Genomic DNA, 26,794 nt, shown 5'->3' on the forward strand with positions numbered 1-26,794 from the left:
CGATGACTGATATGAACCCCTCGCACAATGACGACATGAACTTGTATGCGCCACATCAGTGGCGTCACAGCACTGTGGTGGCCGGGGTGCCGTGGAAAAACCCTGTGGGCACCGCGTCGGGCACGTTCCAATATGCGGCTGTACGCTATTTTTATGATGTCAGCCAGTTGGGCGCGGTCAGTACGAAAGGTGTGTCACCGGTGCCGTGGGAGGGTAATCCGGGTGTGCGTACGGCTGAATCGCCGGCGGGTACGGTCAATGCTGTGGGTTTGCAAAATCCTGGTGTTGATACGTATCTCGTGGATGAACTGCCGAAACTTAAAGCGGCTGGAGCCACTGTGGTGACGAATGTCGCCGGTCATAGTGATGACGAGTATGCCGAAGTGGTGGCCAAGCTTGCCGACTGTGACGCTGATATGTTGGAAATTAACGTGAGTTGTCCGAACGTGTCGGCTGGTGGCATTTCCGTTGGCACTGATCCTGTGGCGTTGAGCCGTTTGATTACGCGTTTGCGCAAGCTAACCGACAAACCGATGATTGTCAAGCTCACACCCAATGTTACTGATATCACGCTGATTGCGCGCGCAGCTGTGGAATCAGGAGCGGATGCGTTGAGCATGATTAACACGCTGCTAGGCATGCGTATCGATATCAACACGGGCGAACCGATTATTGAACATGTCACGGGCGGTTTGTCAGGACCAGCTGTGTTCCCTGTGGGATTGGCTTGTGTTTGGCGTGTACGCAGCGTACTGCCGGATGTGCCGATCATTGGTATCGGCGGCATTGATTCGGGTGAAAAGGCTTTGGAATACCTGTATGCGGGCGCCAATGCTGTGGAAGTGGGTGGTGCCGCGTTGCTCGATCCGACAGCACCGATTCGTGTGGCTCGAGAACTGGAACTGCTGCTCGACGAACGTCCTGACCTGGCTCACACATTGGCCAAGGGCGGCACGTGGCGTTGAACCGCCACAACGACGCAACGACCATGCAATTGAAAGGAACCGTAATGTCCGAACCGCTCGACCGTCGATTCACCCAATTCCTGCTTGAATCACAAGCGCTTAAATTCGGCGACTTCACACTCAAATCAGGACGACGCTCACCATATTTCATCAATGCTGGTGCGTTCAACGATGGCAGGAAGATCGCGACACTTGGCGCTTTTTACGCGGAAAAAATCCAAGCTGAAATTGTCAATGGGCATCTTTCAACGCGTATTGACACGATTTTCGGTCCCGCATACAAAGGCATTCCACTCGCTGTAGCAACCTCGATCGCGCTTGAGCTCAACCATGGGTCGACCGTAGGATACACGTTCGACCGCAAAGAGAAAAAAGACCATGGCGACGGTGGCACGATGGTCGGCAAGCCGCTTGAGGACGGCATGAACGTGCTGCTCGTTGACGACGTGATGACAGCCGGTACCGCAGTGCGTGAAGTCGTGCCGAAACTCAAGGCGCAAGCCGACATCAACATTGTCGGACTGATCCTGTCGGTTGACCGCATGGAAAAAACGAAGGACTCCAATCTGTCCGCCGTTCAGGATGTCAGCCGTGAATTCGGTTTCGGCGTCTATGCGATCGCGAACGTCAAGGAAATCTTCGCCGCAGGGCGCGAACTGACCAACGACGAAGGTGAACCCTACGTCAACGATGAAATCGCACAAGCCGCGGACGCATACCTGACGCAATACGGCGCGTAACACGATAATAGAGCACCACACGACGCCTACTTTGGTTACTCAGCAGAATAACCAAAGTAGGCACCATTCGTCTTTCGTGTGTACGTATATGTGTGAGACTAGGAATAATACAACTCCACATGCGAAAAATGAGTGTTGTTAACCGATTGACAGACTGAAATTCGTTGCAATAGTCATGAAGAATTTGTAAATATAAAATTAATGCAGAATATCAATTCATGCGCCTAAATTATCAATAAACAACAGATTGCGTTCATGATCATCATTCTTTGCGTGGGTGGTGCTCAAAGAATAGATGTGGATTGTCATAAGGGTGGTAATAGTCATTCCAACGTTCCAAAACATCACGCAACGGACTAGGAACAAACTCCAACGCACGCTTCGCGATATCGTCAGGAATGCCGTACGCCGCATGAGCGATACTGCCCGCGATTGCCGCCTGCGTATCACTGTCGCCACCCAATGAAACAGCATTACGCAATGCATCCTCAAAATCTACGCTCTCAAGAAAGCACACAATTGCCTCAGGAACCGAACCCTGACACGACGCATCAAGACGGTACGATGGACGAATCCTATCAAGTGAAAGATCCAAATTATATCCATAATGACGAATGACGAAATCCTGGATACGCCGCTTGCACTCTCGTGGATTATCAGCGATACTATGCGTCCATTCATCATGGCAGCCACCGAAATAATAGCGTGCAAGAAAAATTGAATCCGCAACCGCCATACCACCCTTAACACCACGCTCATCATCATGCGTGACCTTAATCGAACGCTCAGCCAACTCACGACCAACAATTGGCAAAAAACCTGTACGCGCCAAAAACCCGCAATCCATAACCCACGCGCACGGCGAAACCCTCATCGCTGAACCATTGCCGAAACTACCGATAGGTTTGCGAGAATCAGAAAATACCCAACGCATGAACCGCGCACCATAGCCAACCGATGGAAACATACGCCCATACTTCTTCAACGCGTCAATGAAATCATCATCATCGCCACCGTTCATGATTCCCTCGGCAATCGCGCATGTCATAACCGAATCATCAGTACACCTGCATTCATCGGTGAACAACGCAAAATCCTTCGATTTAATAGGAGAATGCTCAAACCTCGAACCGACAATATCGCCAACAATCGCACCAAACATACCAACACCTCACACATACAGCGCAACACTGCGCCGCTCATTCACGACGATACACCAACTCATCCACGTGATCATTGGCAATGCGTACCAGGTCCGATAGGGGAGTGACGAAGGCACGACCCAACGAAGTCAGTCTGTAATATACCTGCGGCGGCTTCGCATGCTGCACCACACTGCGACGCACCACACCGTCACGCTCAAGATAACGCAACGTTTGTGACGCCATGCGCTCACTGATACCACCAACGGTGCGCACAATTTCACTGAATCGTAATGATTCGCGCGAAAGCGCGAGGATAATCAACATGCCCCATTTGCCGCTTATCACCGAAAGGCTGAACCGCGTAGGGCAGTTTTTATCAAAAATATCAATGTCTGCCATGTCGCTATTGTAACATACGAAAATATATATACTTACGAATAGTAAGTGTCTCATCACACTGTTCCAGCCTATGCCTCAACTTTGCGTTAGCATAAATAAGCACCGAAAGCAGGGGTCTGATTGAGTGCCAACGCGATACCCCATGACGCAGCCACTCGCGAATATCCATGAATGGCTGCACCGATACCGTTTCTGCTATTACTCGGTTATTGTCTGATGACGTCGTACGGCAAGCCATCATGACAGTGCACATCGCAGTCTTGGATTGATGGTTAACCTCAAATCGAATCAGCAGGTCACGCCGAGCTTACGAAGGTCATTGCGCGCTTGAGCGGAAGTAGAAAAAACAAGTCCGTTGAATCCCACGGCACGTGCGCCGTCAACGTTGCGTACGGTGTCGTCAAGAAAAACGGAACGTGCAGGGTCGAGGTCAAAACGGGCGATGGCGAGTTCATAAATCGGGGCCTCAGGTTTATGTAGCCGCTCCGTGCCTGAAACGATAGTGTCGCGTAGGTGTTCAGCAAGCTCGGGGAAGCGTTCAAATGCGAAATGGAAAGTCTCTCCGGACCAGTTTGTCAAACCCCACAACCGGTAACCAGCCTTATCTAAATCCTCGAGTAACTCCAGGCTGCCATCGATCAGTGAGGGCAGCGCGTCACCATAATGGGCGATGTAATCCCGATAGACCTCAGCAATATCGGCACCTTGCTCACGAGCGATAATCGGCAGCACATCCTCAAGCAGCATGCCACCATCCATCAAATCTTCGTAATGGAAGAAGCCAAGCAGATCGTCATCGGCACAAATGCGATCCACAAGGTCCGGATCATAGCGGCCTTCCAACGCGGCACGGCACTGCCAGTTGACAAGCACGCCACAAAAATCGAATACGATATCAGTGATAGGGGACTGGGAAGCGGTCATACCACGAACCCTCCTTGAACGCAATGTGGGCCGGACAGTGTTCCGACACCAGTAAGTCATCAACGGTTGTTGAGTCTAGCGCAACAGTGCATGTTGCTTGGAAAACGGTTGTGCATTGAGATAGTACAACACAATATGATAACGTTGTCATCATTGCAGGAATTGACTGCAACGCCTCTCAACAATGACCACTTTCAACAGATGATTACGCTGTCATTGGCTCAAGGGACGACGACGTCGCGAGATGAGAAGCATGGCCTTGTTCAACAATGCAGCCAAGGAGGGCTCCATGCAGCAGGCAAATACCAATACACCGACCGTAGACGTGGAAGAACTGTTCGCACGCATGGCGCAATGGCCACAAGTCGAAGCCATCGCCCTGGGAGGATCGCGAGCGAGCGGCAACAACGATGCGCGTTCCGATTACGACGTGTATGTCTATGTGAATGAACCCATCCCCGACGAACAACGCCACGAACTGCTGGAACAGTACTGTTCCGTGCTGGAAATCGGCAACCATTACTGGGAGATGGAAGACAATTGCACACTCAATGACGGCATTGACATTGACATCCTGTACCGCGACATTGACGGGTTTATGGACGGCGTCGCCCAAGTGGTGGAACACGCCAATCCGTCCAACGGATACACGACGTGCATGTGGCACAACGTGATTACCAGCCGCACGGTGTTTGACCGCAACGGACGTCTGGAACAAGCGAAACAACGCTTTGACGTCGCCTACCCGGAAAACTTGCGTCGCGCGGTGGTGGAACGCAACATGAACCTGCTCAGCGGCACATTGCCCGCATACGACCATCAAATTGCCAAAGCCGCATCGCGCGGCGACACTGTCAATGTGATCAACCGTGTGGCAGCGTTCCTGGATTCATATTTTGACGCACTGTTCGCGCTCAATCGCGTCACGCACCCGGGTGAGAAACGTATGCGCACGTTAGCGTTGCGTGATTGTGCAGCGCTTCCGGAACAGTTTGAAGAAAACCTGGACGCCTTGGTGCCGGCCATGCACGCCGATGCTGACACGCTGAATGCTATGGTGGCCTCAATGGTGACGAATATGCAGCGGCTTGTGGCACAGCAGATGCCTGAGGATGCCAGCTGAAACCAATGCAGTGCAACCGGTATTGCATTGAGTGGCAACTCGTATCGATGCACGGGAGGGTGTACCACCATATGGGAGTCCGTGTTCACACGTCGTCATGGATGCATGGACACGGCCTCCGGCGATATTGCGCTATTGCGAGGGTCAGACTGGCACCATGGCCATGAACGGCACGGGGGCAGTATGCTTCTGGGCGCCGTAGCACAATCAGCACAACCGGCTGAACGCTTGAGGGAGCGCATCGACCACGTCGGTCGCCACAATGGGATGACCGCAATCCACGGGGGCTTCCTCAAAGTCTTCGAGTCCAAACAGTGAGGGTCGCATCCAACCACGCTGCTGTGCATCAGCGGCAAGCGCCGCGGCCAATCCATGCACGTAAGCTCCAGCAGCCACTACCTCACAGATAGCAGTGGGGTTGTAGTCAATGATGTCGGCTTGCTGAGCGAGCAATGCTGCGATGACGCCGCCGAGCACATCGCCCGCGCCCGCTGTGGCCAATTGGGCTGGAGCGCGACCGGCTGCCACCACGCGGGGCGTTCCGGGTTGCACAACGAGTGTGATGGCACCTTTGATCAGCACGGTAGCTCCGGTCAAATCGGCTGCGATGCGCGCATGGCGCAATGGTGCTTGTTGCACTTGTTGTTCGGTGACGTCGTGTCCCAGACGCGTGAGCAGCCGTGCTAATTCACCGGCATGGGGGGTGAGGACGACTTGGGGTCCTACATGGGTTGGCAACATGTCCAACGCACCGGCGTCCACGACGATAGGCGGCATCAGTTCAGCTTGCGATAGGGAAGTCGAATCTGATACGGCGGCCTGCATGGTGGGTTCGGATATTGACGAAGACTGTTGCGCATCGAGCGCATAGTGCGCTAGCAATGCCGCAATGGCCTCGCGTTGCATGTCTTCATCCGCCCCGGCATCATGAGCTCCTGGCACGCCGGATCCCACGACCCAGGATTGCACATGGCCTTTGCCGATGGTGGCCTCCGCAAGTGTGTGGAGCACAAGATCCTGTGCTCGTGTGGGACCCATGTACCGTACCATGCCGATGTTGGACCGTGCAGCACCGCTGGCGGACAATACGGCGGCACCTGGGTAGCGTTGTGAACCGGTGATTAGGCCTACCACACCGCGCGCGTATTTGGCATCGCTCAAACGTACGGGACGGATGCAGGCGGCAGCATCGTCGGCACTCGTCATTGTCACGAGCGCAGTGGCGTTGTCCAAATCAAAACCGAAGTCGACCAGTGAAACCGTACCGCATGCATACGAGGCCGGAGGCAACATGGCGCAGGGTTTCATGGCACCAAACATCACAGTCAAATCAGCTGGGATATATGGACCATCAAGATTGCCGTCATCAACACCCACGCCGGATGGCGTGTCAACGGCGATTACGATCGGATAGTGCTGTGCCATACCGTCAATGTCGTTGCGCACAGCGGTGGCAGGACGGTCCGGCGCACCGCATTCCACACCCAACGCTTGGGCCATGGCTGCCGGAATGCCATGTAATGGCCCTGACAAGCCGATTCCAGTCATGGCGTCGATCAGCACATGGGCATTATGGCAAAAACTGATGGCGCGTTCCAAGCGTTCACCTGCTTCGCCCGCACTGAACCCGGCAGGAGAACCCGGAATATGGTTGTCCGGATCAAGCGTCCAAATATGGCCGCCCGACTGAATGAATGCCTGATATGCTTCTCGGTGTAATGAACGGCCTACGGCAATGGCTGTGACATGGTAACCATGGTGGGCCAGCACGGCTCCCGCATAGAGGCCGTCGCCACCATTGTCGCCAGCGCCGGCCAGCAATGCGATGCGTGTGGCTTCAGGCACCAACTGCAGGGTGTCAAGCATATGGCGCACGTTCTGTGCCACGGCAGCAGCCGCGGATTGCATGAGCGGCACTCCTTGCCGCAGCAGCGGTTGTTCCATGGCGCGCACAGTGGCTACGTCATACGCGCCATGCACCAATGTGTGCAAATGGGTGGATTCAAGATGCTCATCCATGGGCGAGGTCCTTTCGCGGTGTCACAGTCATGCAACGTATATACGCCACATCATGCCAATCATTGCAATACTTTGCTCTTCGCGTGAAGTGTACATACGCCTGCGCGCACCGCTCGCACTAGCCACGTTGCGTAAGGCCTTGCAATACCACGCCTACACCAGCACAATACCGCATGCCGGCAGTGTCACCACTCCGGATGCCATTGCTTTACCAGAGAACACTCAGAAATTCTTCAGAGTAGCGTTCCTACAATCAGGGCATCCACTCGATACGGCGCCACTGTGCGGCAATCACACGCATGATGGGGCGTCGAGAAAGAAAAGGGGCATGATATGTGCACTGGCGTTCGTTTCACCGATGCTGACGGCAACCTGTATTTTGGCCGCAACCTGGACTGGACTGTTGATTACGGCGAGAAGGTGACGATGACACCAGCAGGTTTCACCTATCAAACCAAGTTCGGTGCGCCTGACGGCAAGCGCGCCGTGCTCGGCATGGGCATCACATGCGATGGCATTCCGCTGTACTTCGATTGTGCCAACGAGAATGGCTTGGCTGTTGGCGGCCTGAACTTCCCGGGTTATGCCCAGTATGAGGAAGGCCCTGTTGACGGCAAGACGAATGTGGCCGCCTATGAGTTCCCATTCTGGATCGCCCGCAACTTCGACACAGTCGATGAGGCTGAAGCGGCACTCAAGGATGTGGCCATCGTTGGTGTGCCTGTCAGCGACGAATATCCGGTTTCCATGTTGCACTGGATCATTGCGGACAAGGACCGTTCCATCATCGTTGAATACATGGCTGACGGTTTGCATCTGTATCACAACCCGGTGGATGTGCTGACGAACCAGCCCACCTTCGGCTACCATCTGGAGAACCTGCGTAACTACATGGGCGCCAAGCCTGAGTTCCCGGCCACTGAGACTTGGGACAAGCTTGAGCTCACTCCTTGGGGTTCCGGCACGAGCATGTTTGGCCTGCCTGGCGATTATTCTTCGCCGTCGCGTTTTGTGCGCGCCGCTTACGCGAACGCCCACTACCCGGATATGAAGGGTGAGAAGGACAATGTGCAGCGCTTGCTCAAGACACTGCAGAACTCGGCCTTCATCCTTGGCGGCGCTGAAGTGGCCGGCGGCCAGTTCGAGAAGACGATTTACTCAAGCTGCTATTCGGCGCTGACCAATACGTACTACTACAACACGTATGAGGATTACACGGTCAAGGCCCACGCATTGAGCGACTTCGACTTGACGAGCGACCAAATCCAGCAGGCTGCCTGAGTTTTCCCAACTAGTCGCGACTTGCGATTGACGTTTACCAGAGGCGTGTCATCGGGATTGCAATCCCAGTGGCACGCCTCTGGTTGTATGCTCGGGAGGAACGCTTGCATGGTGCGGCATGGATGGTAGCCACACCATGCCAATGATGATGTATGCAATAACGGCATGCCGGATGGAGGAGACATAGCCATGTTTGATGATCTCAAACGGAGGATGAACAAATTCTGGAATGACGATCGCACGTTGGAACAGACTGACCCTGAATTCGTGGCACTGTTCTCCAATTTCGCCTATGACGAGGTAATCAATGATCCAGGTGCTACGCATCCCGACCTTGACGACCGTACCCGTTCGATGGCCATCATGGCGGCAATCATTGGTACTGGTGGTTTGGATGCATTTGAGATGATGCTGCCCGTCTCATACAGCACAGGTCTGGATTCCGTGGCGCTCAAGGAAATCATCTACCAGTCCACTGCTTATGTCGGTTTTGCGCGCATGTTGCCGTTCCTGAAAAAGACGAATGAGTATCTCAACGCTGAGAACGTGCAACTGCCCTTGGCATCCGGTGCCACCGTGAACCATGATCAACGTGACCAAGCGGGTGAGGACTTGCAAGTTGCGATTTTTGGCGAAGGTATGCGTGGCTTCGCTTCCTCGGGAGCTGAGGATCGCCGTCACATCAATCGTTGGCTGTCCGCCAACTGTTTTGGCGACTATTACACGCGTCAAGGGTTGTCATTGCGTGAACGCGAGATGGTCACGCTGTGCTTCCTTGCCGGTCTTGGCGGCACAGAACCGCAAATGAAAGCGCATACCGCCGGCAACATCGCCATTGGCAATTCACGCGAGTTCCTGATTGCCGTGATCTCACAAATCATGCCGTACATCGGCTATCCGCGCACACTTAACGCGCTGGCCTGCCTGCCGGACCAGCAATAGGCCACAACGAACGCGGAGCAACTCGTACCGCATAACAACACGTGGACCCCAAACAGCCATCATGTCTGATGCTGTTTGGGGTTCACGCATGTTGTTCAACCGTGTTCGGGTTATTCTTCAGCCACCAACGACAAATAGGAGTCGTTCCACAAATCCTCATCGCCATCAGGCATGATCAGCACGCGTTCGGGGTTCAATGCTTTGACGGCACCCTCATCGTGGGTCACGAGCACAATGGCGCCTTCATATTTGGCGATGGCTTTGAGGATTTCGTCACGCGATGCCGGATCGAGGTTGTTCGTCGGCTCGTCAAGCAACAACACATTGGCTCGTGACGTGACGAGTGTGGCGAGCGCCAATCGTGTCTTCTCACCGCCTGACAGTACGCGTGCCGGTTTGAATGCGTCATCGCCGGAGAATAGGAATGATCCCAGGATGGATCGTGCTTGGGTATCGGTTAATTCGGGTGCTACGGCTTGGAGGTTTTCCAGTACGGTACGGTCCAGGTCGAGTGTGTCGTGTTCTTGTGCGAAATAGCCGATTTTGCATCCGTGGCCGTAGTCGACTGAGCCGGTGTCTGGTTGTTCTAGATGGGCGAGTAGACGTAATGTTGTGGTTTTGCCGGCGCCGTTATAGCCGAGGATGACTACGCGTGAGCCTTTGTCGATGGCCAGGTCCACGCCGGCGAATACGAGGTTGTCTCCGTATTCTTTGGAGATGTCTTTGGCTTCGATTGGTGTTTTGCCGCAGGGGGCTGGTTCTGGGAAGCGGATGTCGGCTACTTTTTCTTGTTTTTGTGCTTCGCTTGTTTCGGCTAGTAGGTTTTCTGCGCGGCGCCTCATGTTTTTTGCGGCTACGGCTTTGGTGGCTTTGGCGTGTAGGCGGATGCCTTGTTGCATGAGGCGGGCGGCTTTCTTTTCGGCCACTTCGCGTTCGCGGCGTCGGCGTTCTTCGTCGACTTCCACTTGTTTCAGATACGATTTGTAGTCGAGTGAATACATGTCGATCATGCCGCGTTGCGCGTCGAGGCGCCAGACTTTGTTGACGACTTCGTCGAGTAGTTCTACTGAGTGGGAGATGACGAGGAATCCGCCTTCATATTTTTTCAGGTAGTCGCGTAGCCATTCGATTGAGTCGGCGTCCAAATGGTTGGTTGGTTCGTCCAGGATCAATGTGTCGGCGTTGGAGAACAGGATGCGTGCCAGTTCGATGCGACGGCGTTGTCCGCCGGATAGTGTGCCTAGTGGTTGGCTCATTACGTCTTGGGGTAGTCCAAGGCTTGTTGCCATGGTTATGGCTTCTGATTGTGCCGCGTATCCGCCGGCTTTTTCGAAGTCTTGCATGGCTTTGTCGTAGCGGTTCATGGCTTTGGTCATGACGCTCGGGTCGGGATCGGTCATCTCTTTTTCGGCTTTGCGGATTCGCGTGATGATTGTGGCGATGTCTCGTGCGCTCATCATGCGGTCCAACGCTGTTTGTTCGGGGTCGGCGGCATGCGTGTCTTGCGGCAGGTATCCGAGTTTGCCTGAGACTCGCACTGTTCCGGCTGTGGGTAATGTTTCGCCTGTGATGACGCGGGTTAATGTGGTTTTGCCGGCTCCGTTGCGTCCGACCAAACCGATTTTGTCGCCTTTGGTCACGTGGAAATTTGTTGGGTGCAACAGTGTGCGCGCACCGATCTGTATTTCCAGTCCTTGCGCATCAATGGCCATGTTCCACCGCTTTCTTGGGTTTATGCTGATTCTCTGTTCACTGCTTGCCGACCGTCCATCATAGCGAACACGGTTGAACGGCGGTGTTGTGGGCGATGTCATGTTTTCTTGATTTTCACCGAATGTGCACGCGTTGAGCGGCTGGTTTATGGTAGGTTGGCTATGGTTGACGGTAGGGGGACATCATGTTCAAGGAGGAGTCATGAATATTTATCAGACTGTGCCCGTGCGGGCTACTACCGATGTTACGTTGCGTTTGGTCAGTCCGGATGATGCCGAGTATCTGACCACTGTATATAGTGATCCGCAGGCTGTGGCGTTGATGAATGACGATAACTGTGATTTCGGGTTTTATATGCCGTCCCGGCAACAGATGGAAACGACCATTGCGTATTGGTTGGACCACTATCGTCAACGCAATTTTGTGCGTTTCACTGTGGTGTCGAATGTTACGGCTCATGCGGTGGGCACGATTGAGGGGTTCGGGGGAGATACTGGCGTGCTGCGTATCGATTTGGCGCCGGCTTGGGAACAGCCTGATATTATTGGCCAATTGCTGGACTATGCCGTTTCCACGTTCCGCTCGTATTTCGGTAACGTCCGTCTCGTCACCAAAGCGCGTCCTGGCGCGTCCGCGCGTCGTCTTGCGCTGCGTGACCATGGTTGGACGTCCATCGGCGCTTACCGCGGGTACGCTGATTATTACGCCATCTCACTGGAACGCTGATGGCCGCCCCATGTTGGATTACTCACCAATGAATCGTCAAGGAGTCACTTCATGAACCATGCACATTCATCTGTTCCGCAAGCCGCGCACGTCAATGTCCATGTGCGTCCGGCTACGAAAATCCATCCGGGTTTGTTGGCGGCCGTCATTGGCGCCACGATCCTGTCATTGGCCGCCCTGTTCCATGCGGTGTTGGAAGTGGACGTCAACGTCGAACCGTGACCGGCTTAAGGTGTGGGCGTTTATTTGCCGCCCACACCGGCCCGTAGCGCTTCAATATCTCGCGGGTCCATGCGTTCTCGGAACATGTCCGTCACTTGTTGCAGCGTTTTGACGGCGTACGCCGGGCTGGTTGAGGGCAGCGCTGTCACCGGCAAGTCGATGCCGTCTTGGGCAAGTTTCGGCTTGCAGTATTTCTCATAGAGCTGCATGGCCTTCGTTCCGGCCGGATAAATATGGTCGATGTTGGAGCCTTGAATTATCGGCGCCAAATCAGCGGGGTGCACGTTGCGGATACTAGAGTCGGAAGCACCCAGGATGTCGCATGATTCCACGGTATCCCACAGCGCAAAACCATGACGCAATGCGAAAGCGCGGCGGGATTGTGCAGTGGTGCCTACACGGTCATCAGGATCGTCCGGGTTGGCGAACAAGGTTTGCATGATCGGCCAAAACCTGTTCTGCGGATGCATGTAGAAGAATCCAGCCTCCCGTGATTTCGGACTGGCCATGGTACCGAGGAACAGCACGCGTGAATGCTCGTTCCAGCAAGGACCGAACCCATGCTCCACATGCATCCAGGTGCCTTGGGATACCGGCTTGCGACGACGCGTTGTAGTTGTCATATCCCGTTGCCTCATTCCTGCTGCGAAGTTGCAGCTTGTATATCATTCGCTTGTGCCGGAGGAGTGGGCGGCGTCAATGATGGCGTCGTGCTTGCCGTATCCGTATCGGCCGATGCATCCATTTCATGGTCATTGTCATGGTCTTCAGCTGAAGTGTCCTGGTGGGCGGCGTCACGCTTCGCGAGGATTGTGGACACGGGTTCCCATGGTACGACCATATACAACACGGCCAAAGTGATAAGCACAATCACAACAATGGCCGTCACTTTGGAAACTGACATGAGCCTAAAAGCAATCGCCAACAAACTCCAGACTGAAACAACGCCAAACAGCCAGACATGACGCTTGGCTTTCAACGCGCATGAGACACCAAGCAGCAGCGCAGCCAGAATCATCGTGAATATGCTCTGCGCCACAGCGGAGACGACACCGTCCACGGCCATGAATGACGTCACCATGCGGAAGATGTCGATGACGGTTTCCACGAGCAGCCAGGCGCCCAACACTTCAAACGCCCATTTCGCCCAGTGCGACGAATCGTGATGCACAGCCATGCGTCCTTCCTGCCAGCTGAGCAACGTCATCGCGATGATGCACAGCACCGCACCGGGCGCATTGCCCACATGCCAGCACACCACCCATCCGATGCTGCACAATGCAATAAGTACGGCCACGAGCGTGATCATGCTCAACGGCGTACGCAGCACAGGATGTGGGCGACGTTTGGCGTTGCCAAGACGAATCGCCCACAACGCCAGCAACGCAAACACGGCAATCCACGCGAAACTGATCCACGGTTCAGGCGTGAAATACGACACTGCGTTCGAAGCGCGTTGCGCGCCCAGCACACCGAATTGCATGAGCGTCACAAACACGGCGAACACCACCAACGCGGCCCATAGCACGACAAGGTCCACGTCACGAATCAGATGCCTATGATTATGTTGATTGCCTGTGCGGGAATGGGAATGCTCCTGCGCGTGTTGATTAGTTGAAGAGGTAACGTCGGCACGATGTTCACGTCCGGTATGGCTGTCGGTATTCATCTTGGCTCCTTGTGGCATATGCGGTATGCCTTGATTATCACGCGTTGAGATGGATGTTCACCTAGAGCCATGAAAGAACCCATCACTGTGCTGACGACACGTCACCACCAACCATCAACAATCGAACATGTGTTCGACTTTTGATCGGTTTCGAGGTATTGTTGAATATGGTTGCATGCCCTGAACTTGGACACCATCCGGCAATACCAGCCGACGGTCCGCAATGGCACTATGGTTTTGGAGGAATAGTTTGGCCACACGATCCGCATCGAAGCAATCTCCCGTCGTGGTGGAGCGCATCATGGATAGTGATACGTTCCTAAGCCGCGAACTCAAAAAAGCCACATTGCACGAGCACGACGGTTCACTCGTCGCGCAACTCGACCGGTTGCCCAAAGATTTGAAAATCACCGTGCAGGGCGCCCGCGAACACAATCTCAAGAACGCCAATCTTGAATTCCCACGCAACCGCATGGTTGTGTTTACGGGATTGTCGGGATCTGGCAAGTCATCCATGGCGTTCGACACGTTGTTCGCCGAAGGGCAGCGACGCTACGTCGAATCATTGTCGGCATACGCACGCCAGTTCCTCGGCCAAATGGACAAGCCTGACGTGGATTTCATCGAAGGGTTGAGTCCCGCTGTCTCCATCGACCAGAAAACCACGAACCGCAATCCACGTTCCACCGTGGGCACGATTACCGAAATTTACGATTACTTGCGACTGCTGTTTGCGCGCACAGGCATCCCGCATTGCCCGCAATGCGGAGCGCTGGTCAGCGCCCAAACACCACAGCAGATGGTGGACCAACTGTTGCGCCAACCCGAACGCACACGCTTCCAAATCCTGGCACCCGTGGTGCGCGGCCGCAAAGGCGAATTCCAGGATTTGCTCGAACTGCTGCGCGGCGACGGTTATGCGCGAGCGCTAATTGATGGTGAAATGCGCCAGTTGTCGGACGAAATCACGTTGACCAAGCAGAAGAAACATACGATTGAAGTGGTGATCGACCGTTTGGTGATCAAGAATGGTATCCGTCAACGGTTGACCGATTCCGTCGAAACGGCATTGCGCCTGTCCCATGGCATCATGGTCGCTGACTTCGTTGATCGCGATGAAAACGACCCGGAGCGTCGCATTCCGTTTTCCGAACACCGGTCATGTCCGAACGGCCATCAGCTGGAACTTGACGAGATTGAACCGCGCACATTCTCGTTCAACGCGCCTTATGGCGCGTGTCCCGAATGCACAGGGTTGGGATTCAGTTTGGAAATCGATCCTGAACTGGTGGTGCCTGACCCTGACAAAACACTCAATGAAGGCGCTATTGAGCCATGGACGATGACCAAGACCACAGGGGATTATTATCGCCATCTGCTGGAAGGTTTGGCCCGTCAGATGGGCTTTGATCTGGATACGCCGTGGAAGGATTTGCCCCAAGAAGTGCGTCATGCCATTTTGCATGGCCGTGATTTTAAGGTTGAGGTCAGTTATCGCAACCGTTGGGGACGTATGCGCGAGTACTCCACGGGTTTTGAAGGTGTGATCCGTACGCTCATGCGCCGTCATGAGGAAACGGATTCCGACCAGATGAAACAGTATTACGAGTCGTATATGCGTGAAGTGCCATGTCCCGTATGTCAAGGACGCAGACTCAAGCCCGAAGTGCTGGCTGTGACGGTGGATGGCGAATCCATTGCCGACGTGTGTGACATGTCGGCGCAACAATCGTTGCAATGGATCACGAACCTTGAACTGAAAGGCGCGGCTGCACAAATCGCCAGTGAAGTCATCAAGGAAATCCGTTCACGACTTGGGTTCCTCAATGATGTCGGTTTGAATTATCTGACTTTGTCGCGTGCTGCCAAAACACTGTCGGGTGGTGAAGCGCAACGCATCCGTCTGGCCACCCAAATCGGTTCCGGCCTCGTGGGTGTGATGTATGTGCTTGACGAACCGTCCATTGGTCTGCATCAGCGTGACAACACGCGTCTGATTGACACGTTGCATCACTTGCGTGATTTGGGTAATACGCTCGTGGTCGTTGAACATGATGAGGATACGATACGCAACGCCGATTGGGTGGTTGATATCGGCCCCGGTGCGGGTGAGCATGGTGGGGAAGTCGTCTATTCGGGTCCCGCCAAGAATCTTGTCAAGGCGCCGCGTTCCATTACCGGCGATTATATTGCCGGACGCCGTTCCATCGCCGTACCCGACGTGCGGCGTACGGTGTCGAAATCGAAACGGCTCACCGTGGTTGGTGCGCGGGAAAACAATCTGAAAAACCTTACTGTGTCGTTCCCGTTGGGCGTCATGACCTGTGTGACGGGTGTGTCCGGTTCGGGCAAGTCCACGCTTGTCAATCAGATCCTGTATCCCGTGTTGGCTGACAAGCTCAATGGTGCACGCATTGTGCCGGGCAAGCATACGCGCGTGGAAGGCGTTGACCAGTGTGACAAAGTGATTCATGTCGACCAGAATCCGATTGGCCGCACACCACGGTCCAACCCGGCCACGTATACGGGCGTGTGGGACAAGATTCGCGCGTTGTTCGCCAAAACACCTGAAGCGCAAGTGCGCGGCTATGGTCCAGGACGGTTCTCGTTCAACGTGAAGGGAGGCCGGTGTGAAGCATGCCATGGTGACGGTACGCTCAAAATCGAAATGAACTTCCTGCCTGACGTGTATGTGCAATGCGAGGAATGCCATGGCAAACGCTATAACCGCGAAACGTTAGAAGTCACTTACAACGGCAAGACTGTGGCCGACATTTTGGACATGCCGATCAGTGAGGCCGCGCAGTTTTTCAAGGCATATACGTCGATTTCACGCTATCTTGACACACTCGTCGATGTGGGATTGGGCTATATCCGTTTGGGCCAGCCTGCCACCACGTTGTCGGGTGGCGAATCACAGCGCGTCAAGTTGGCCACCGAATTGCAGCGTCGTTCCACCGGCAAGACCGTGTATATTCTTGACGAACCGACCACAGGTTTGCATTTTGAAGACGTCAACAAGCTACTGCATGTGTTGCAAGGTTTGGTCGACAAAGGCAACACGGTGATTGTGATCGAGCATAATCTTGATGTCATCAAGAGTGCGGATTGGATTATCGACCTGGGTCCTGAAGGTGGCGATGGCGGTGGCACGATTGTGGCTGAAGGCACACCCGAACAGGTAACGCACATCGAGCAATCCTGGACAGGACGCTACCTCGAACCCATGTTGCGTTAAACGTATTGGGCAGCACAGGAAAGGAACAGGCACGATGGCAATATTCGAACGGCATGCCCCTGGCACGTGGCGTCGCACCGCCCAGGCATTGCTTGTCGAATCGCGTACTGAAGATGGCGGCAACGGTGTCAACGCCAATGGCGCGCCATTGCTTGGTGATTCGCGTGACCTGTTCCGTCCTAAAACTTCGCAGATTCCAGCCGAACCAGGCGTGTACAAGTGGCGTGATGGCCAGGGACGCGTCATCTATGTTGGCAAAGCGAAGAATTTACGCAATCGTCTGTCCAACTATTTTCAACCGCTACACCAATTGCATCCGCGTACACAAACCATGGTATTGACGGCACGTAGCCTCGAGTGGACGGTTGTCGGCACCGAATTGGAAGCGTTGACGCTGGAATACACGTGGATCAAGGAATTCGATCCACGGTTCAACGTCGTGTTCCGCGACGATAAAACCTACCCGTATTTGGCCGTCTCCGTGGGGGAGCGGATTGCGCGCACCTGGGTGACGCGCAGTCGCAAGCGTCGTGATACACGCTATTTCGGCCCGTATGCGAAAGTGTGGGATTTACGCAAGAGCCTTGATACGCTGTTGCGCACATTCCCGGTGCGCACATGCACACCGGCCGTGTTCAAAAAAGCACAGCTGACCAACCGTCCCTGCTTGTTGGCGTCCATTGGCAAATGTTCAGCGCCTTGTGTGGGCCGTATCAGCGCGCAAGACCATCGTCAGCTCGTCAGCCAATTGGTCGGTGTGCTCACTGGACGCATCGGCCAATCCTATATCGCCGATCTCACGCGCCAAATGAAACAGGCAAGCCAGGATTTGGAGTTCGAAAAAGCCGCACGCTTGCGCGACCAGATCGGCATGTTACGTAACGTTGCCCAGCAAAATGCTGTGGTGCTCGACCAGGACGTTGACGCTGACGTGTTCGGTATCGCATCCGACGAATTGGAAGCTTCAGTGCACGCGTTCTTTGTCAGGGGCGGATCAATCCGTGGCGAGCGCAATTGGAGCGTGGAACGCATTGAGGACGTGTCCGACGCCGATTTGCTGGCTGATTTGATTGTGCAAGCCTATTCGCAAATCATGCATGAGCAGCAAACCTCGCAAAGTGTCAGTATTGCCGCCGCATCCGATGATCAATCCATATTGACGGATGGTCAATACGATGATGAGGATGCCGACGACACCGCTAATGATGGTGTCACTGTGCGGGAAGACGAGCATGCGGATACCACCCCGATGCCTGCCAGCAGTGCCGATCAGGATTCGGTCACACGAGTCACACCGGTCACGCCATCCACACAGGCCACGCATATTGTGGAGCATCGCCATGCCATGGGGTCCACGCAACAAGTCACCGCTGTGGATCGTGTGGCCCGAGCCCAGACCACGCGTGAGCGTGTGAAGCGTTTGGAGCAAACGGGTCGTGCCGACTTGTTGGCTCCTATCGCTCCGATTCCACGTGAGGTTCTTGTACCATTGCTGCCCACTCGCGCGGATGAGCTTGAACGTTGGTTGTCGTCAATGCGTGGATCGGCGGTGAGCATTCGCGTGCCGCAACGTGGCTCGAAAAAGGATTTGATGCAACGTGCGCAAGACAACGCGTCTCAAGCGTTGCAACGTAGCAAGATGAGCCGCATCAGCGATATGGCTGCCCGCACGGAGGCGATGAACGATGTGGCGCAAGCCTTGGGTCTTGCTGAAGCGCCGTTGCGCATTGAATGCTATGACATTTCCAACACGGTCGGTGGCGCTTATCAGGTTGCCTCGATGGTCGTGTTTGAGGACGCGATGGCCAAGAAAAGCGAATACCGCCGGTTTGCGATTCGTGGTGATGATGGCAAGGGCGCGTTGGATGATTTGAGTGCGCTTTATGAGACGCTGACGCGTCGTTTCCGCCATGGCAACATTGCTGGGGATACGGGTGAAAGTATTGACAATGAACGCCGTGTGCGCGACCAGCAGGCCAGTCAAGACCAGAACCGTCAATCGGACGGTGATGACGGCATGCAGTCATCCGATGGGCCGTCGACTGTGCAGCAGAACACGGATCGACGTCATTTTGCTTATAAACCGAACCTGATTGTTGTTGATGGCGGTTATCCGCAGGTGTTGGCGGCGGCCAAGGCGTTGCATGATTGCGGTGTGGACGATGTGGCCGTATGCGGATTGGCCAAACGTCTTGAAGAAGTGTGGGTACCCGACGATGATTACCCGATCATTCTCAAACGCCAATCCGAAGGCATGTATCTGTTGCAACGCGTGCGTGACGAATCGCATCGGTTTGCCATCACGTATCATCGTCAGGCCCGACGTAAAGGCGCGTTGCGTTCGGTCTTGGACGACATTCCCGGCATTGGGCCGTCCTATCAGAAAAAACTGTTGGCCCATTTCGGCTCGGTCCGTGCCATGCGTCAGGCGTCGCTGGAGGATTTGGAAGCGGTCAAAGGCGTTGGGAAAGCCAAAGCCAAGAGTATCTTTGACGCCTTGCATGCTCACGACAGTGATGGGAGCGACCAGGGAAATCAAGAAACCATGAAGCAAGCCTGACGCTTGGGTGACGTGTGGAGCGTACGGCATTGCGTAAGAAAAACGAACACGGACTCGACGCTAGGGTGTCTGGCGACTACGGTGGAACCGTCACAAAGCCGCCTGAAGTGAGGAACCATCCATGGTCGAGCAACATTGCGCCGTGCTGGGCAAGCCGATTGCCCATTCGCTCTCTCCCGTACTGCACGCCGCAGCCTATACGGCACTTGGACTGACCGACTGGACGTATGAACGTGTGGAAGTTGACGAAGCGGGCTTGCCGTCGTTTTTGAACTGTATTGATGACACGTGGCGCGGGCTGAGCCTGACAATGCCGTTGAAACGCACCATCCAGCCGTATGGTACGCCACGCAACGAATGGGCGTCACTGTTGAACGTGGCCAACACGGCAGTCTTGCGGTGGACACCTGATGCCGTACGTGAAATGGATTTGTATAACACGGATGTCTACGGCATCGCCCGGGCGTTCCAACGATCCTTCATGGACCGTGGCACGGTGCCACCCAGAAACGCGAGCATGCTCGTACTCGGCAACGGCAACACGGCGGCGAGCGCGGTGGCGGCCGCAGTGATGATGGGATGCGTCAGCCGTGTGACCGTGGCGGCCCGGCACCCGGAAAAAACCGAAGCGTTACGGCATATCACGGCGGTGCAACCCGCAATCCGGGAACCCATCCAGTCCATTGGTCTTGAGGACGCGGCAGACCGGATGGCTGATGCTGATCTGATTGTGTCGACGATTCCGGGTTTCGGTGCTGACATTGTGGCGCAACAGTGTACAGCGGCCAGCATGTCGGGCACGTTGTTGGATGTGGTGTACGCGCCGCGTGTCACCAAGCTTATGGACGTGGTCGGCAACGCTGGTGGCACGGTGATCAGCGGTACTGAAATGTTGTTGTACCAAGCCATCGCCCAAGTGTTGCTGATGACGGGAGTGGATGCCTCGTTCAACCCTGATCAGGTGATGTCTGGGCGAGGGGATTTGTTGAGTATGCTGGAAGGCGCCATGAGAACGGCGTTGGAGGAGGTCGTCAACGAATGACAAGTCAGTCCGAGCACCATATGCTGCCAGAACCGTCTGAAGGATTTGATGTCATGCTCATCACGGGCATGAGCGGGGCGGGACGTTCGCAGGCTGCACACAGCTTGGAAGACATGGGTTGGTATGTGGTTGATAATCTGCCTCCCAAATTGCTCGTGCCGTTGGTGGACATGATGACGGCGTCTTCTCAAGGTAGCGTGCACCGTCTTGCCGCGGTGATTGACGTGCGGTCACGTGATTATTTCACGGATTTATCGGCGGTGCTTAGCCATTTGGACGATTTGGGTGTGCACACGCGCATCATGTTTTTGGATGCGACTGATGCTGAACTGATCCGCCGGTTTGAAAAAGTGCGCCGCCCCCATCCGTTGCAGCAGGGAAGCCGGCTGATTGACGGCATTGTTGAGGAACGTGAACTGCTGACGCATCTCAAAGAACGGGCGGACATTGAAATTGATACGACGAATCTGAGTATCCATCAGCTGTCCACGCAACTCTATGATGCGATGGTGGGGTCGAATCCGAACACCGTGTCGGTGCATGTGTTCAGTTTCGGTTTCAAATATGGCATTCCGATTGACGCGGATTTTGTGGCGGACGTACGGTTCCTGCCCAACCCGTATTGGGTGCCGGAATTGCGGGAGATGACCGGACGTGACCGGCTCGTCGCCGATTATGTGCTGTCGAGTGACGGGGCGCAGGAGTTTTTGGACGTGTATGCTGAGGCGATCAACATTGCGATTCATGGGTTCGTCCAGGAAGACAAGCATTTTGTCACGGTGGCCATTGGCTGCACGGGCGGTCAGCACCGTTCTGTGGCGATGAGTGAGGCATTGGCGAAACGGTTGCGTGCGTTCGGGCTGACGGTCAGTGTTTCAGCACGTGAACTTGATGCCCAGCATCAGGACTGACACATTGATTTTTCCTGGCGTGTCGTTTAGGTTGGAATTCGAGTTGCCACTCGAATTCGAGTGAGACTGACGGGGTGCCTGTTGTCCAACTCATTGAGTACACCAGATATCCGGCTATCATGGCGACACGCCGAATATCAGCCATCCCGCAGAGAGCATTTTCCATGAAGTAGGAGGACCTTTTGGCACTTCTCGATGAGGTCAAGAGCGAACTGTCCCAAATTGATAGTGAGCTACCTGCAGCTAGTCAGGCTCAGGCCACCGCAATGATCCGCTTTGGTGGCGGACTACGGCTTGTCCAGCGTCAGATCCTCGTTCAGGCACACTTTGATTCCCTTGAGGCCGCACAATGGTTGCAGAACGCGATTCGCAACCTGTATGGCCATGAGGCGTTGCTGTCGCCAATCGAACGCCCGACACCTACGGGCACTATCCGGCGTTATCAGGTGCTCGTGGAACGTGGCGGCGCCGCTTTGGCATTGCAAACGGGTTTGCTGGACCGTCGCAAGCATGTGGTCATGGGACTTCCCAATGAGATTGTCAATGGCAATATCGCGCAAATCAAAAGCGCTTGGCGTGGCGCGTTCCTCGCGCACGGCGACATTTCCGACCCGGGCAAAGCATCCTATTTGGAAATCGTTTGCCCCACGCATGAAGCCGCCATGTCTCTGGTCGCTTCAGCCCACCGTTTGGGCATTACGGCTCGTCCGCGCCAGGTACGCAGTTCCGAACGCGTCACACTTAAGGACGCTGATGCGATTGAACGCATGCTGATCCTCATGGGGGCGCCACGTTCAGCACGTGAATGGACGGGCAAGCGTTCTGATGGTGAGGCTCGTGGCAAAGCGAACCGTCTGGCCAATTTTGATGATGCGAACATGCGTCGTTCCGCCAAAGCCGCTGCTGAAGCGTGTGAAAAAGTACGGCACGCTTTCGATTTGCTTGGCGATGAGATTCCCGAAAACTTGCGTGCCGCCGGCCAGCTGCGTCTCGACCATCCCGATTCCAGTTTGGAGGAACTGGGACGTTTGGCTGATCCGCAAATCACGAAGGACGCTGTTGCTGGTCGAATCCGCCGTCTGCTGCAACTGTCCGACAAGACTGAGAAAGCACGCGCCCGCGAAGCACGCTGAGTTGGTGAAAGCACTGGGAACATTGCAAACACCAACACGAACCTAGCGTTGATCAATGGCTCGGATCCACGCCATGTGCCAAGGATCCGAGCCATTGTCGTACGTGCGGCCGCACAGCGGTGTGGTACTGCGCTGGCCATCTGCCGCACGATTGCGCGTTTCGCAGGCTGGCACGCACCCGTGGCGTTCCGTCAGCGCAATGCGCAGTAGTTCATGATGGTGCGTATTATGCTGAGGAAGTGGCATCACTGCCATTCCCCGCGGCCGCACGGCCACGGACAGGAAAGGAAACGATACATGAAGACACTCAAGGATCTCGGCGATCTCAAGGGCAAGCGCGTGCTCGTGCGTGCCGATTTCAATGTTCCGCTCGACGGCACGACCATCACCGATGACGGCCGTATCAAGGCTGCCCTGCCTACGATTGAAGCGCTGCGTGACGCTGGCGCCAAAGTGATTTTGATGGCCCACCTGGGTCGTCCGAAGGGCCAGGTTGTGCCGGCGCTGTCGCTGGCTCCTGTGGCCGCCCGTTTGAGCGAACTGCTCGGCTGCCCGGTCGAGTTGGCTTCCGACACGTACGGTGAGGACGCCCAAGCCAAGGTTGCCGCCATGAAGGACGGCGACGTGGTGCTGCTCGAAAACGTGCGTTTCAACCCTGAAGAGACCAGCAAGGACGAGGCTGAGCGCGCCGAGTACGCCAAGAAGATCGCGGCTCTGGGCGACGTGTTCGTGTCCGACGGTTTTGGCGTGGTGCACCGCGCCCAGGGTTCGAACTTTGACGTGGCCAAGGATCTGCCGGCTGCCGCTGGCAAGCTCGTCGAAAAGGAAGTCAAGGCACTGTCCCGCGCGGTCAACGATCCGGCCCGTCCGCTGACCGTGGTGCTTGGCGGTTCGAAGGTTTCCGACAAGCTCGGCGTGATTTCGAACCTGCTTGACAAGGCCGACCGTCTCGTCATCGGTGGCGGCATGGTGTTCACGTTCCTCAAGGCCGAAGGTTATGAGGTTGGCACGTCGCTGCTTGAGGAAGACCAGATCGACACGGTCAAGGGCTACATCGAGACCGCCAAGAAGAACGGCGTGGAACTCGTGCTTCCCGTCGACATCGTCGTCAACAAGGGCTTCCCGGCTGGTGACACCCCGATCGACCCGAAGGTCGTGCCGGCTGACCAGATTCCGTCCGACATGATGGGTCTTGACATTGGTCCCGAATCCTGCAAGCTGTTCCACGACAAGATTGTCGATTCCAAGACCGTCGTGTGGAACGGCCCGATGGGCGTGTTCGAAATCCCGCAGTTCGCTGAAGGTACGCGCGCTGTGGCCCAGGCGCTTGTCGACGCTACCGAGCATGGTGCGTTCACGATTGTCGGTGGCGGCGATTCCGCTTCGGCCGTGCGCAACCTCGGCTTCCCGGAGGATGGTTTCTCGCACATCTCCACGGGTGGCGGCGCTTCGCTCGAATTCCTTGAGGGCAAGCAGCTGCCGGGCCTGACGGTGCTCGACTGATATCCGTTCACTGTCTTAAACCTGGATGCCATGCGCTTTTGGCATCCAGGTTTAAGACAGTGCCCGCGTATCGCCTGTATTTTCTTTTTTGATTCATGCATGAAGGATGGTAGGTCATGACCTCTTCGCCAATGCAGCGCGTTCCTATGGTGGCAGGCAACTGGAAGATGAACTTTGACCATCGTGAAGCCACAGCCTTCGTGCAAAAACTCGCATGGAACTTGAAAAACCGCAAGTTCCGCTATGACCGTTGCGAAGTGGCGTTGTTCCCATCATTCACCTCATTGCGCAGCGTGCAAGTGCTCGTGCAATCCGACCGGTTGCGCATCCACTATGGTGCGCAAAACGTGTCGGTCACCTCACAAGGCGCGTTCACCGGCGATGTGTCAGCCGACATGTTGGCCGCTTTGGGATGTGAATACGTGATTGTGGGCCATTCGGAACGGCGCAAATACCATCCTGAAGACGATGCGAACATTGTGGACCAGGTGAGGGCCGTGTTGGCTGACGACATGGTGCCGATCCTGTGCGTGGGGGAGAGCTTTGAGGAACGGCGCCAAGGTATTGAACTTGATTTCGCGGTCGGTCAGGTACACGATGTGACGCGTGACCTGTCTGATGAAGAAGCGTCCCGCATGATTGTGGCATACGAACCTGTATGGGCCATTGGCACCGGCATGGTGGCCACACCGCAATCCGCTCAGGATGCGGCCCATGCGATTCGTGAAAGTTTACGCAAGCAGTTCGGTGACCAGGTGGCCGACACCGTGCGCGTGCTGTATGGCGGTTCAGTCACCTCGAAGAATGCGGTGGAACTCATCGGCGAACCCGATGTGGACGGCTTCCTGATTGGTGGGGCAGCGCTTGACGTCAACGAACTGACTCATATTTGCATGCAAACATTGCAAGCCACATCAGGGGCGTATCGTCGCCGCTGAATTTCGTGCATGGTCGGGCTGACACATACACAAACTGGTCAGATGCGCTGATTTTCCACGAGCTTTTCACAATTTGGGGGGTCTATTGTTCGTGAGGATGCGCTATGGTAGAGGACAGTTAGAAACCGAACTGGAGGTTACAAGTGGAAGCACTTGCCGTTGTTAAACTCGTTCTGCAGATTCTGCTTGTGCTGCTGAGCCTGCTGCTCACCCTGCTGATCCTGATGCATAAGGGCAAGGGCGGCGGCCTGTCCGACATGTTTGGTGGCGGACTGACGCAGAACGCTGGTTCCTCAGGTGTGGCTGAGAAGAACCTGAACCGTTGGACTGTGATTATCGCATTGGTCTGGGTGGCCATCATCATCACACTTGGCTTGTTCACGAAGTTTGGCATCGCCTGATTGCAACAACCATATGGTTCAATCCCGCAGCATGACGCTGCGGGATTTTTGTATGGTGCGAGCGATATATGGTCAGGCCCATTCCATACACTCGAACCGTACAACGCCGGTAGAGGTGGTAAGGAGTGGCGGGTTCCGATGCGGTCGCACATGCTTGATGACGCAACGATGGTGGTAGTGGATTTGGACGGCACGTTGCTGCATGACGCACCCACGTTTGAAGAACGCGACCTTTCACCGTACAGCGAGCAGACAATCGAGGAATTGCATAAGCAACACATTCCCTTCGCAATCGCCACGGCACGGCCCGTGTCCACGGCGCTACCGTTTGTTGAACGACTCCAGCCAGACGCATGCGTGTATCTCAATGGCGCGTTGATCGATTTGGATCCCGCACATTCCACATTCGCGTCATTGAATCAGCCGGCACACGCGTTGCCGCCGACGACTAGGCTGATCGGGTTCCCCTCGCCGATGGCCGCGCAACTGTGCTTGCAGATGCTTGAAGTGTTTCCGGATTTGGAAATCGGCATTGTCATGGACGATGTGCGCTATACATCGTTTGACATTTCGAAATATTGGAAGACACAAACCTGGCAGTACACCGATTTCACTGATGTGCCAGATGGCACAGTAGCCAAAATCATCGTATTCCCCAAGCCGGAACAATGGGATACAGTGTTGGCGATGGTACCCGCATCGATGGATGTGCATGTGTCGGAAGGCACGTTGTTGATGATTACGCATCAGGATGCCAACAAGGAACACGCGTTGCGCGTGTTGGGGGAGCAGTGGCAGGTGCATACCGACTACATGGTCACGTTTGGTGACGACATCATCGACATCAACATGATGCGTCAATCGGGACACGGGGTGGCTGTCGCCAACGCCGTCCCGCAAGTACTGGATATCGCGGATGAGGTCTGCGAGTCCAACAATGATGATGGGGTAGCCAAGTGGCTACGCAACCATATGTCATGAACCACACTGCGTTCAATTACATATGGTTCAATTGCATGAAGTTTAATTGCATAGAGTTCAATGGAACGGCTTATGACTTGAACTATCTTTTGAACTATCTATAAGTCAAGTTCAATATAATTGAACTGAGTTAAGTTCAATCTCCAAGAATTGAACTAATCATATACTGATACATAGTTGTTTTGAACTGAACCTGTTGATACAGTATTGAACTGTTGG

23 protein-coding genes are annotated in these 26,794 nt (G+C 55.0%); 16 read left to right on the top strand and 7 right to left on the bottom strand.

Translation table 11 applies throughout. The features are described from left to right. The first annotated feature begins 2 nt into the window (after positions 1-2). Positions 3-965 (top strand): dihydroorotate dehydrogenase, encoded by a 963-nt coding sequence (locus BGLCM_RS04950; protein WP_044085083.1) that lies wholly within the window; start codon positions 3-5, stop codon positions 963-965. Between the two features lie 44 nt (positions 966-1,009). Then, a complete protein-coding gene (gene pyrE, locus BGLCM_RS04955) occupies positions 1,010-1,705 on the top strand; it encodes an orotate phosphoribosyltransferase (RefSeq protein WP_044084999.1) in 696 nt (231 codons plus the stop codon). Positions 1,706-1,967: 262 nt separating this feature from the next. On the opposite strand, the gene BGLCM_RS04960 is transcribed toward pyrE, so the two are convergent. The 3 genes from BGLCM_RS04960 to BGLCM_RS04970 all read right to left on the bottom strand — a co-directional run bounded on the left by BGLCM_RS04960 (position 1,968) and on the right by BGLCM_RS04970 (position 4,173). Continuing rightward, positions 1,968-2,867 (bottom strand): ADP-ribosylglycohydrolase family protein, encoded by a 900-nt coding sequence (locus tag BGLCM_RS04960; RefSeq protein ID WP_006294145.1) that lies wholly within the window; start codon positions 2,865-2,867, stop codon positions 1,968-1,970. A gap of 37 nt (positions 2,868-2,904) precedes the next feature. Then, on the bottom strand, positions 2,905-3,249 hold the full coding sequence (locus BGLCM_RS04965; protein WP_044085000.1) for a winged helix-turn-helix transcriptional regulator: 345 nt from the start codon (positions 3,247-3,249) through the stop codon (positions 2,905-2,907). A 288-nt stretch (positions 3,250-3,537) separates the two neighbouring features. After that, positions 3,538-4,173 (bottom strand): HAD family hydrolase, encoded by a 636-nt coding sequence (locus BGLCM_RS04970; protein WP_006294147.1) that lies wholly within the window; start codon positions 4,171-4,173, stop codon positions 3,538-3,540. Positions 4,174-4,462: 289 nt separating this feature from the next. Here BGLCM_RS04970 and BGLCM_RS04975 point away from each other — a divergent pair, with 289 nt between their 5' ends. Further along, positions 4,463-5,296 (top strand): nucleotidyltransferase domain-containing protein, encoded by an 834-nt coding sequence (locus tag BGLCM_RS04975; RefSeq protein ID WP_044085084.1) that lies wholly within the window; start codon positions 4,463-4,465, stop codon positions 5,294-5,296. Positions 5,297-5,503: 207 nt separating this feature from the next. On the opposite strand, the gene BGLCM_RS04980 is transcribed toward BGLCM_RS04975, so the two are convergent. Further along, positions 5,504-7,315, bottom strand: a complete 1,812-nt coding sequence (locus BGLCM_RS04980; protein WP_006294149.1) for a bifunctional ADP-dependent NAD(P)H-hydrate dehydratase/NAD(P)H-hydrate epimerase — start codon at positions 7,313-7,315, stop codon at positions 5,504-5,506. Between the two features lie 333 nt (positions 7,316-7,648). On the opposite strand from BGLCM_RS04980, the gene bsh reads away from it, so the two are divergent. Both bsh and BGLCM_RS04990 read left to right on the top strand, forming a co-directional pair. Continuing rightward, the gene (gene bsh, locus BGLCM_RS04985) at positions 7,649-8,596 is read left to right on the top strand and encodes a choloylglycine hydrolase (protein WP_006294150.1); all 948 of its coding nucleotides are present in this window, start codon (positions 7,649-7,651) and stop codon (positions 8,594-8,596) included. Positions 8,597-8,785: 189 nt separating this feature from the next. Beyond that, positions 8,786-9,538: a carboxymuconolactone decarboxylase family protein gene (locus BGLCM_RS04990; protein WP_044085001.1), complete on the top strand. Its 753-nt coding sequence runs from the start codon at positions 8,786-8,788 to the stop codon at positions 9,536-9,538. Between the two features lie 110 nt (positions 9,539-9,648). Here the strand turns inward: BGLCM_RS04990 and BGLCM_RS04995 are convergent, their stop codons facing one another. Then, entirely contained in the window at positions 9,649-11,250 is a 1,602-nt protein-coding gene (locus BGLCM_RS04995; RefSeq protein WP_006294152.1) for an ABC-F family ATP-binding cassette domain-containing protein, read from the bottom strand. A 202-nt stretch (positions 11,251-11,452) separates the two neighbouring features. Between BGLCM_RS04995 and BGLCM_RS05000 the strand changes: the two genes are divergently transcribed. Both BGLCM_RS05000 and BGLCM_RS08445 read left to right on the top strand, forming a co-directional pair. After that, complete coding sequence (locus tag BGLCM_RS05000; protein WP_006294153.1) at positions 11,453-11,977, top strand: GNAT family N-acetyltransferase; 525 nt, start codon at positions 11,453-11,455, stop codon at positions 11,975-11,977. A 51-nt stretch (positions 11,978-12,028) separates the two neighbouring features. Further along, entirely contained in the window at positions 12,029-12,199 is a 171-nt protein-coding gene (locus BGLCM_RS08445) for a hypothetical protein (protein WP_006294154.1), read from the top strand. 20 nt (positions 12,200-12,219) lie between these two features. Here BGLCM_RS08445 and BGLCM_RS05005 read toward each other — a convergent pair whose 3' ends face one another. Both BGLCM_RS05005 and BGLCM_RS05010 read right to left on the bottom strand, forming a co-directional pair. Continuing rightward, positions 12,220-12,822 (bottom strand): uracil-DNA glycosylase family protein, encoded by a 603-nt coding sequence (locus BGLCM_RS05005; protein WP_052295071.1) that lies wholly within the window; start codon positions 12,820-12,822, stop codon positions 12,220-12,222. 11 nt (positions 12,823-12,833) lie between these two features. Beyond that, positions 12,834-13,868 carry a hypothetical protein gene (locus BGLCM_RS05010; RefSeq protein WP_044085002.1) on the bottom strand — a complete coding sequence of 345 codons (1,035 nt, stop codon included), beginning with the start codon at positions 13,866-13,868 and terminating at the stop codon, positions 12,834-12,836. A gap of 301 nt (positions 13,869-14,169) precedes the next feature. On the opposite strand from BGLCM_RS05010, the gene uvrA reads away from it, so the two are divergent. The 9 genes from uvrA to BGLCM_RS05060 all read left to right on the top strand — a co-directional run bounded on the left by uvrA (position 14,170) and on the right by BGLCM_RS05060 (position 26,575). Beyond that, the gene (gene uvrA / locus BGLCM_RS05015; protein WP_044085085.1) at positions 14,170-17,106 is read left to right on the top strand and encodes an excinuclease ABC subunit UvrA; all 2,937 of its coding nucleotides are present in this window, start codon (positions 14,170-14,172) and stop codon (positions 17,104-17,106) included. A 34-nt stretch (positions 17,107-17,140) separates the two neighbouring features. Further along, a complete protein-coding gene (uvrC, locus tag BGLCM_RS05020) occupies positions 17,141-19,666 on the top strand; it encodes an excinuclease ABC subunit UvrC (RefSeq protein ID WP_006294159.1) in 2,526 nt (841 codons plus the stop codon). A gap of 121 nt (positions 19,667-19,787) precedes the next feature. Next, positions 19,788-20,708, top strand: a complete 921-nt coding sequence (locus tag BGLCM_RS05025) for a shikimate dehydrogenase family protein (protein ID WP_006294160.1) — start codon at positions 19,788-19,790, stop codon at positions 20,706-20,708. Beyond that, positions 20,705-21,619: an RNase adapter RapZ gene (gene rapZ / locus BGLCM_RS05030; protein WP_006294161.1), complete on the top strand. Its 915-nt coding sequence runs from the start codon at positions 20,705-20,707 to the stop codon at positions 21,617-21,619. The genes BGLCM_RS05025 and rapZ overlap by 4 nt, the downstream gene beginning before the upstream one ends. Before the next feature lie 182 nt (positions 21,620-21,801). After that, entirely contained in the window at positions 21,802-22,752 is a 951-nt protein-coding gene (gene whiA / locus BGLCM_RS05035; protein ID WP_006294162.1) for a DNA-binding protein WhiA, read from the top strand. Between the two features lie 297 nt (positions 22,753-23,049). Continuing rightward, entirely contained in the window at positions 23,050-24,255 is a 1,206-nt protein-coding gene (locus tag BGLCM_RS05045) for a phosphoglycerate kinase (RefSeq protein WP_006294164.1), read from the top strand. A gap of 116 nt (positions 24,256-24,371) precedes the next feature. After that, positions 24,372-25,193 carry a triose-phosphate isomerase gene (tpiA, locus tag BGLCM_RS05050; RefSeq protein WP_044085004.1) on the top strand — a complete coding sequence of 274 codons (822 nt, stop codon included), beginning with the start codon at positions 24,372-24,374 and terminating at the stop codon, positions 25,191-25,193. 143 nt (positions 25,194-25,336) lie between these two features. Beyond that, positions 25,337-25,594 carry a preprotein translocase subunit SecG gene (secG, locus tag BGLCM_RS05055; RefSeq protein WP_006294166.1) on the top strand — a complete coding sequence of 86 codons (258 nt, stop codon included), beginning with the start codon at positions 25,337-25,339 and terminating at the stop codon, positions 25,592-25,594. 138 nt (positions 25,595-25,732) lie between these two features. Further along, complete coding sequence (locus BGLCM_RS05060) at positions 25,733-26,575, top strand: HAD family hydrolase (RefSeq protein ID WP_044085006.1); 843 nt, start codon at positions 25,733-25,735, stop codon at positions 26,573-26,575. Positions 26,576-26,794: the final 219 nt, after the last annotated feature.

It is taken from the genome of Bifidobacterium gallicum DSM 20093 = LMG 11596 (assembly GCF_000741205.1).
Taxonomy (GTDB): Bacteria; Actinomycetota; Actinomycetes; order Actinomycetales; family Bifidobacteriaceae; genus Bifidobacterium; species Bifidobacterium gallicum.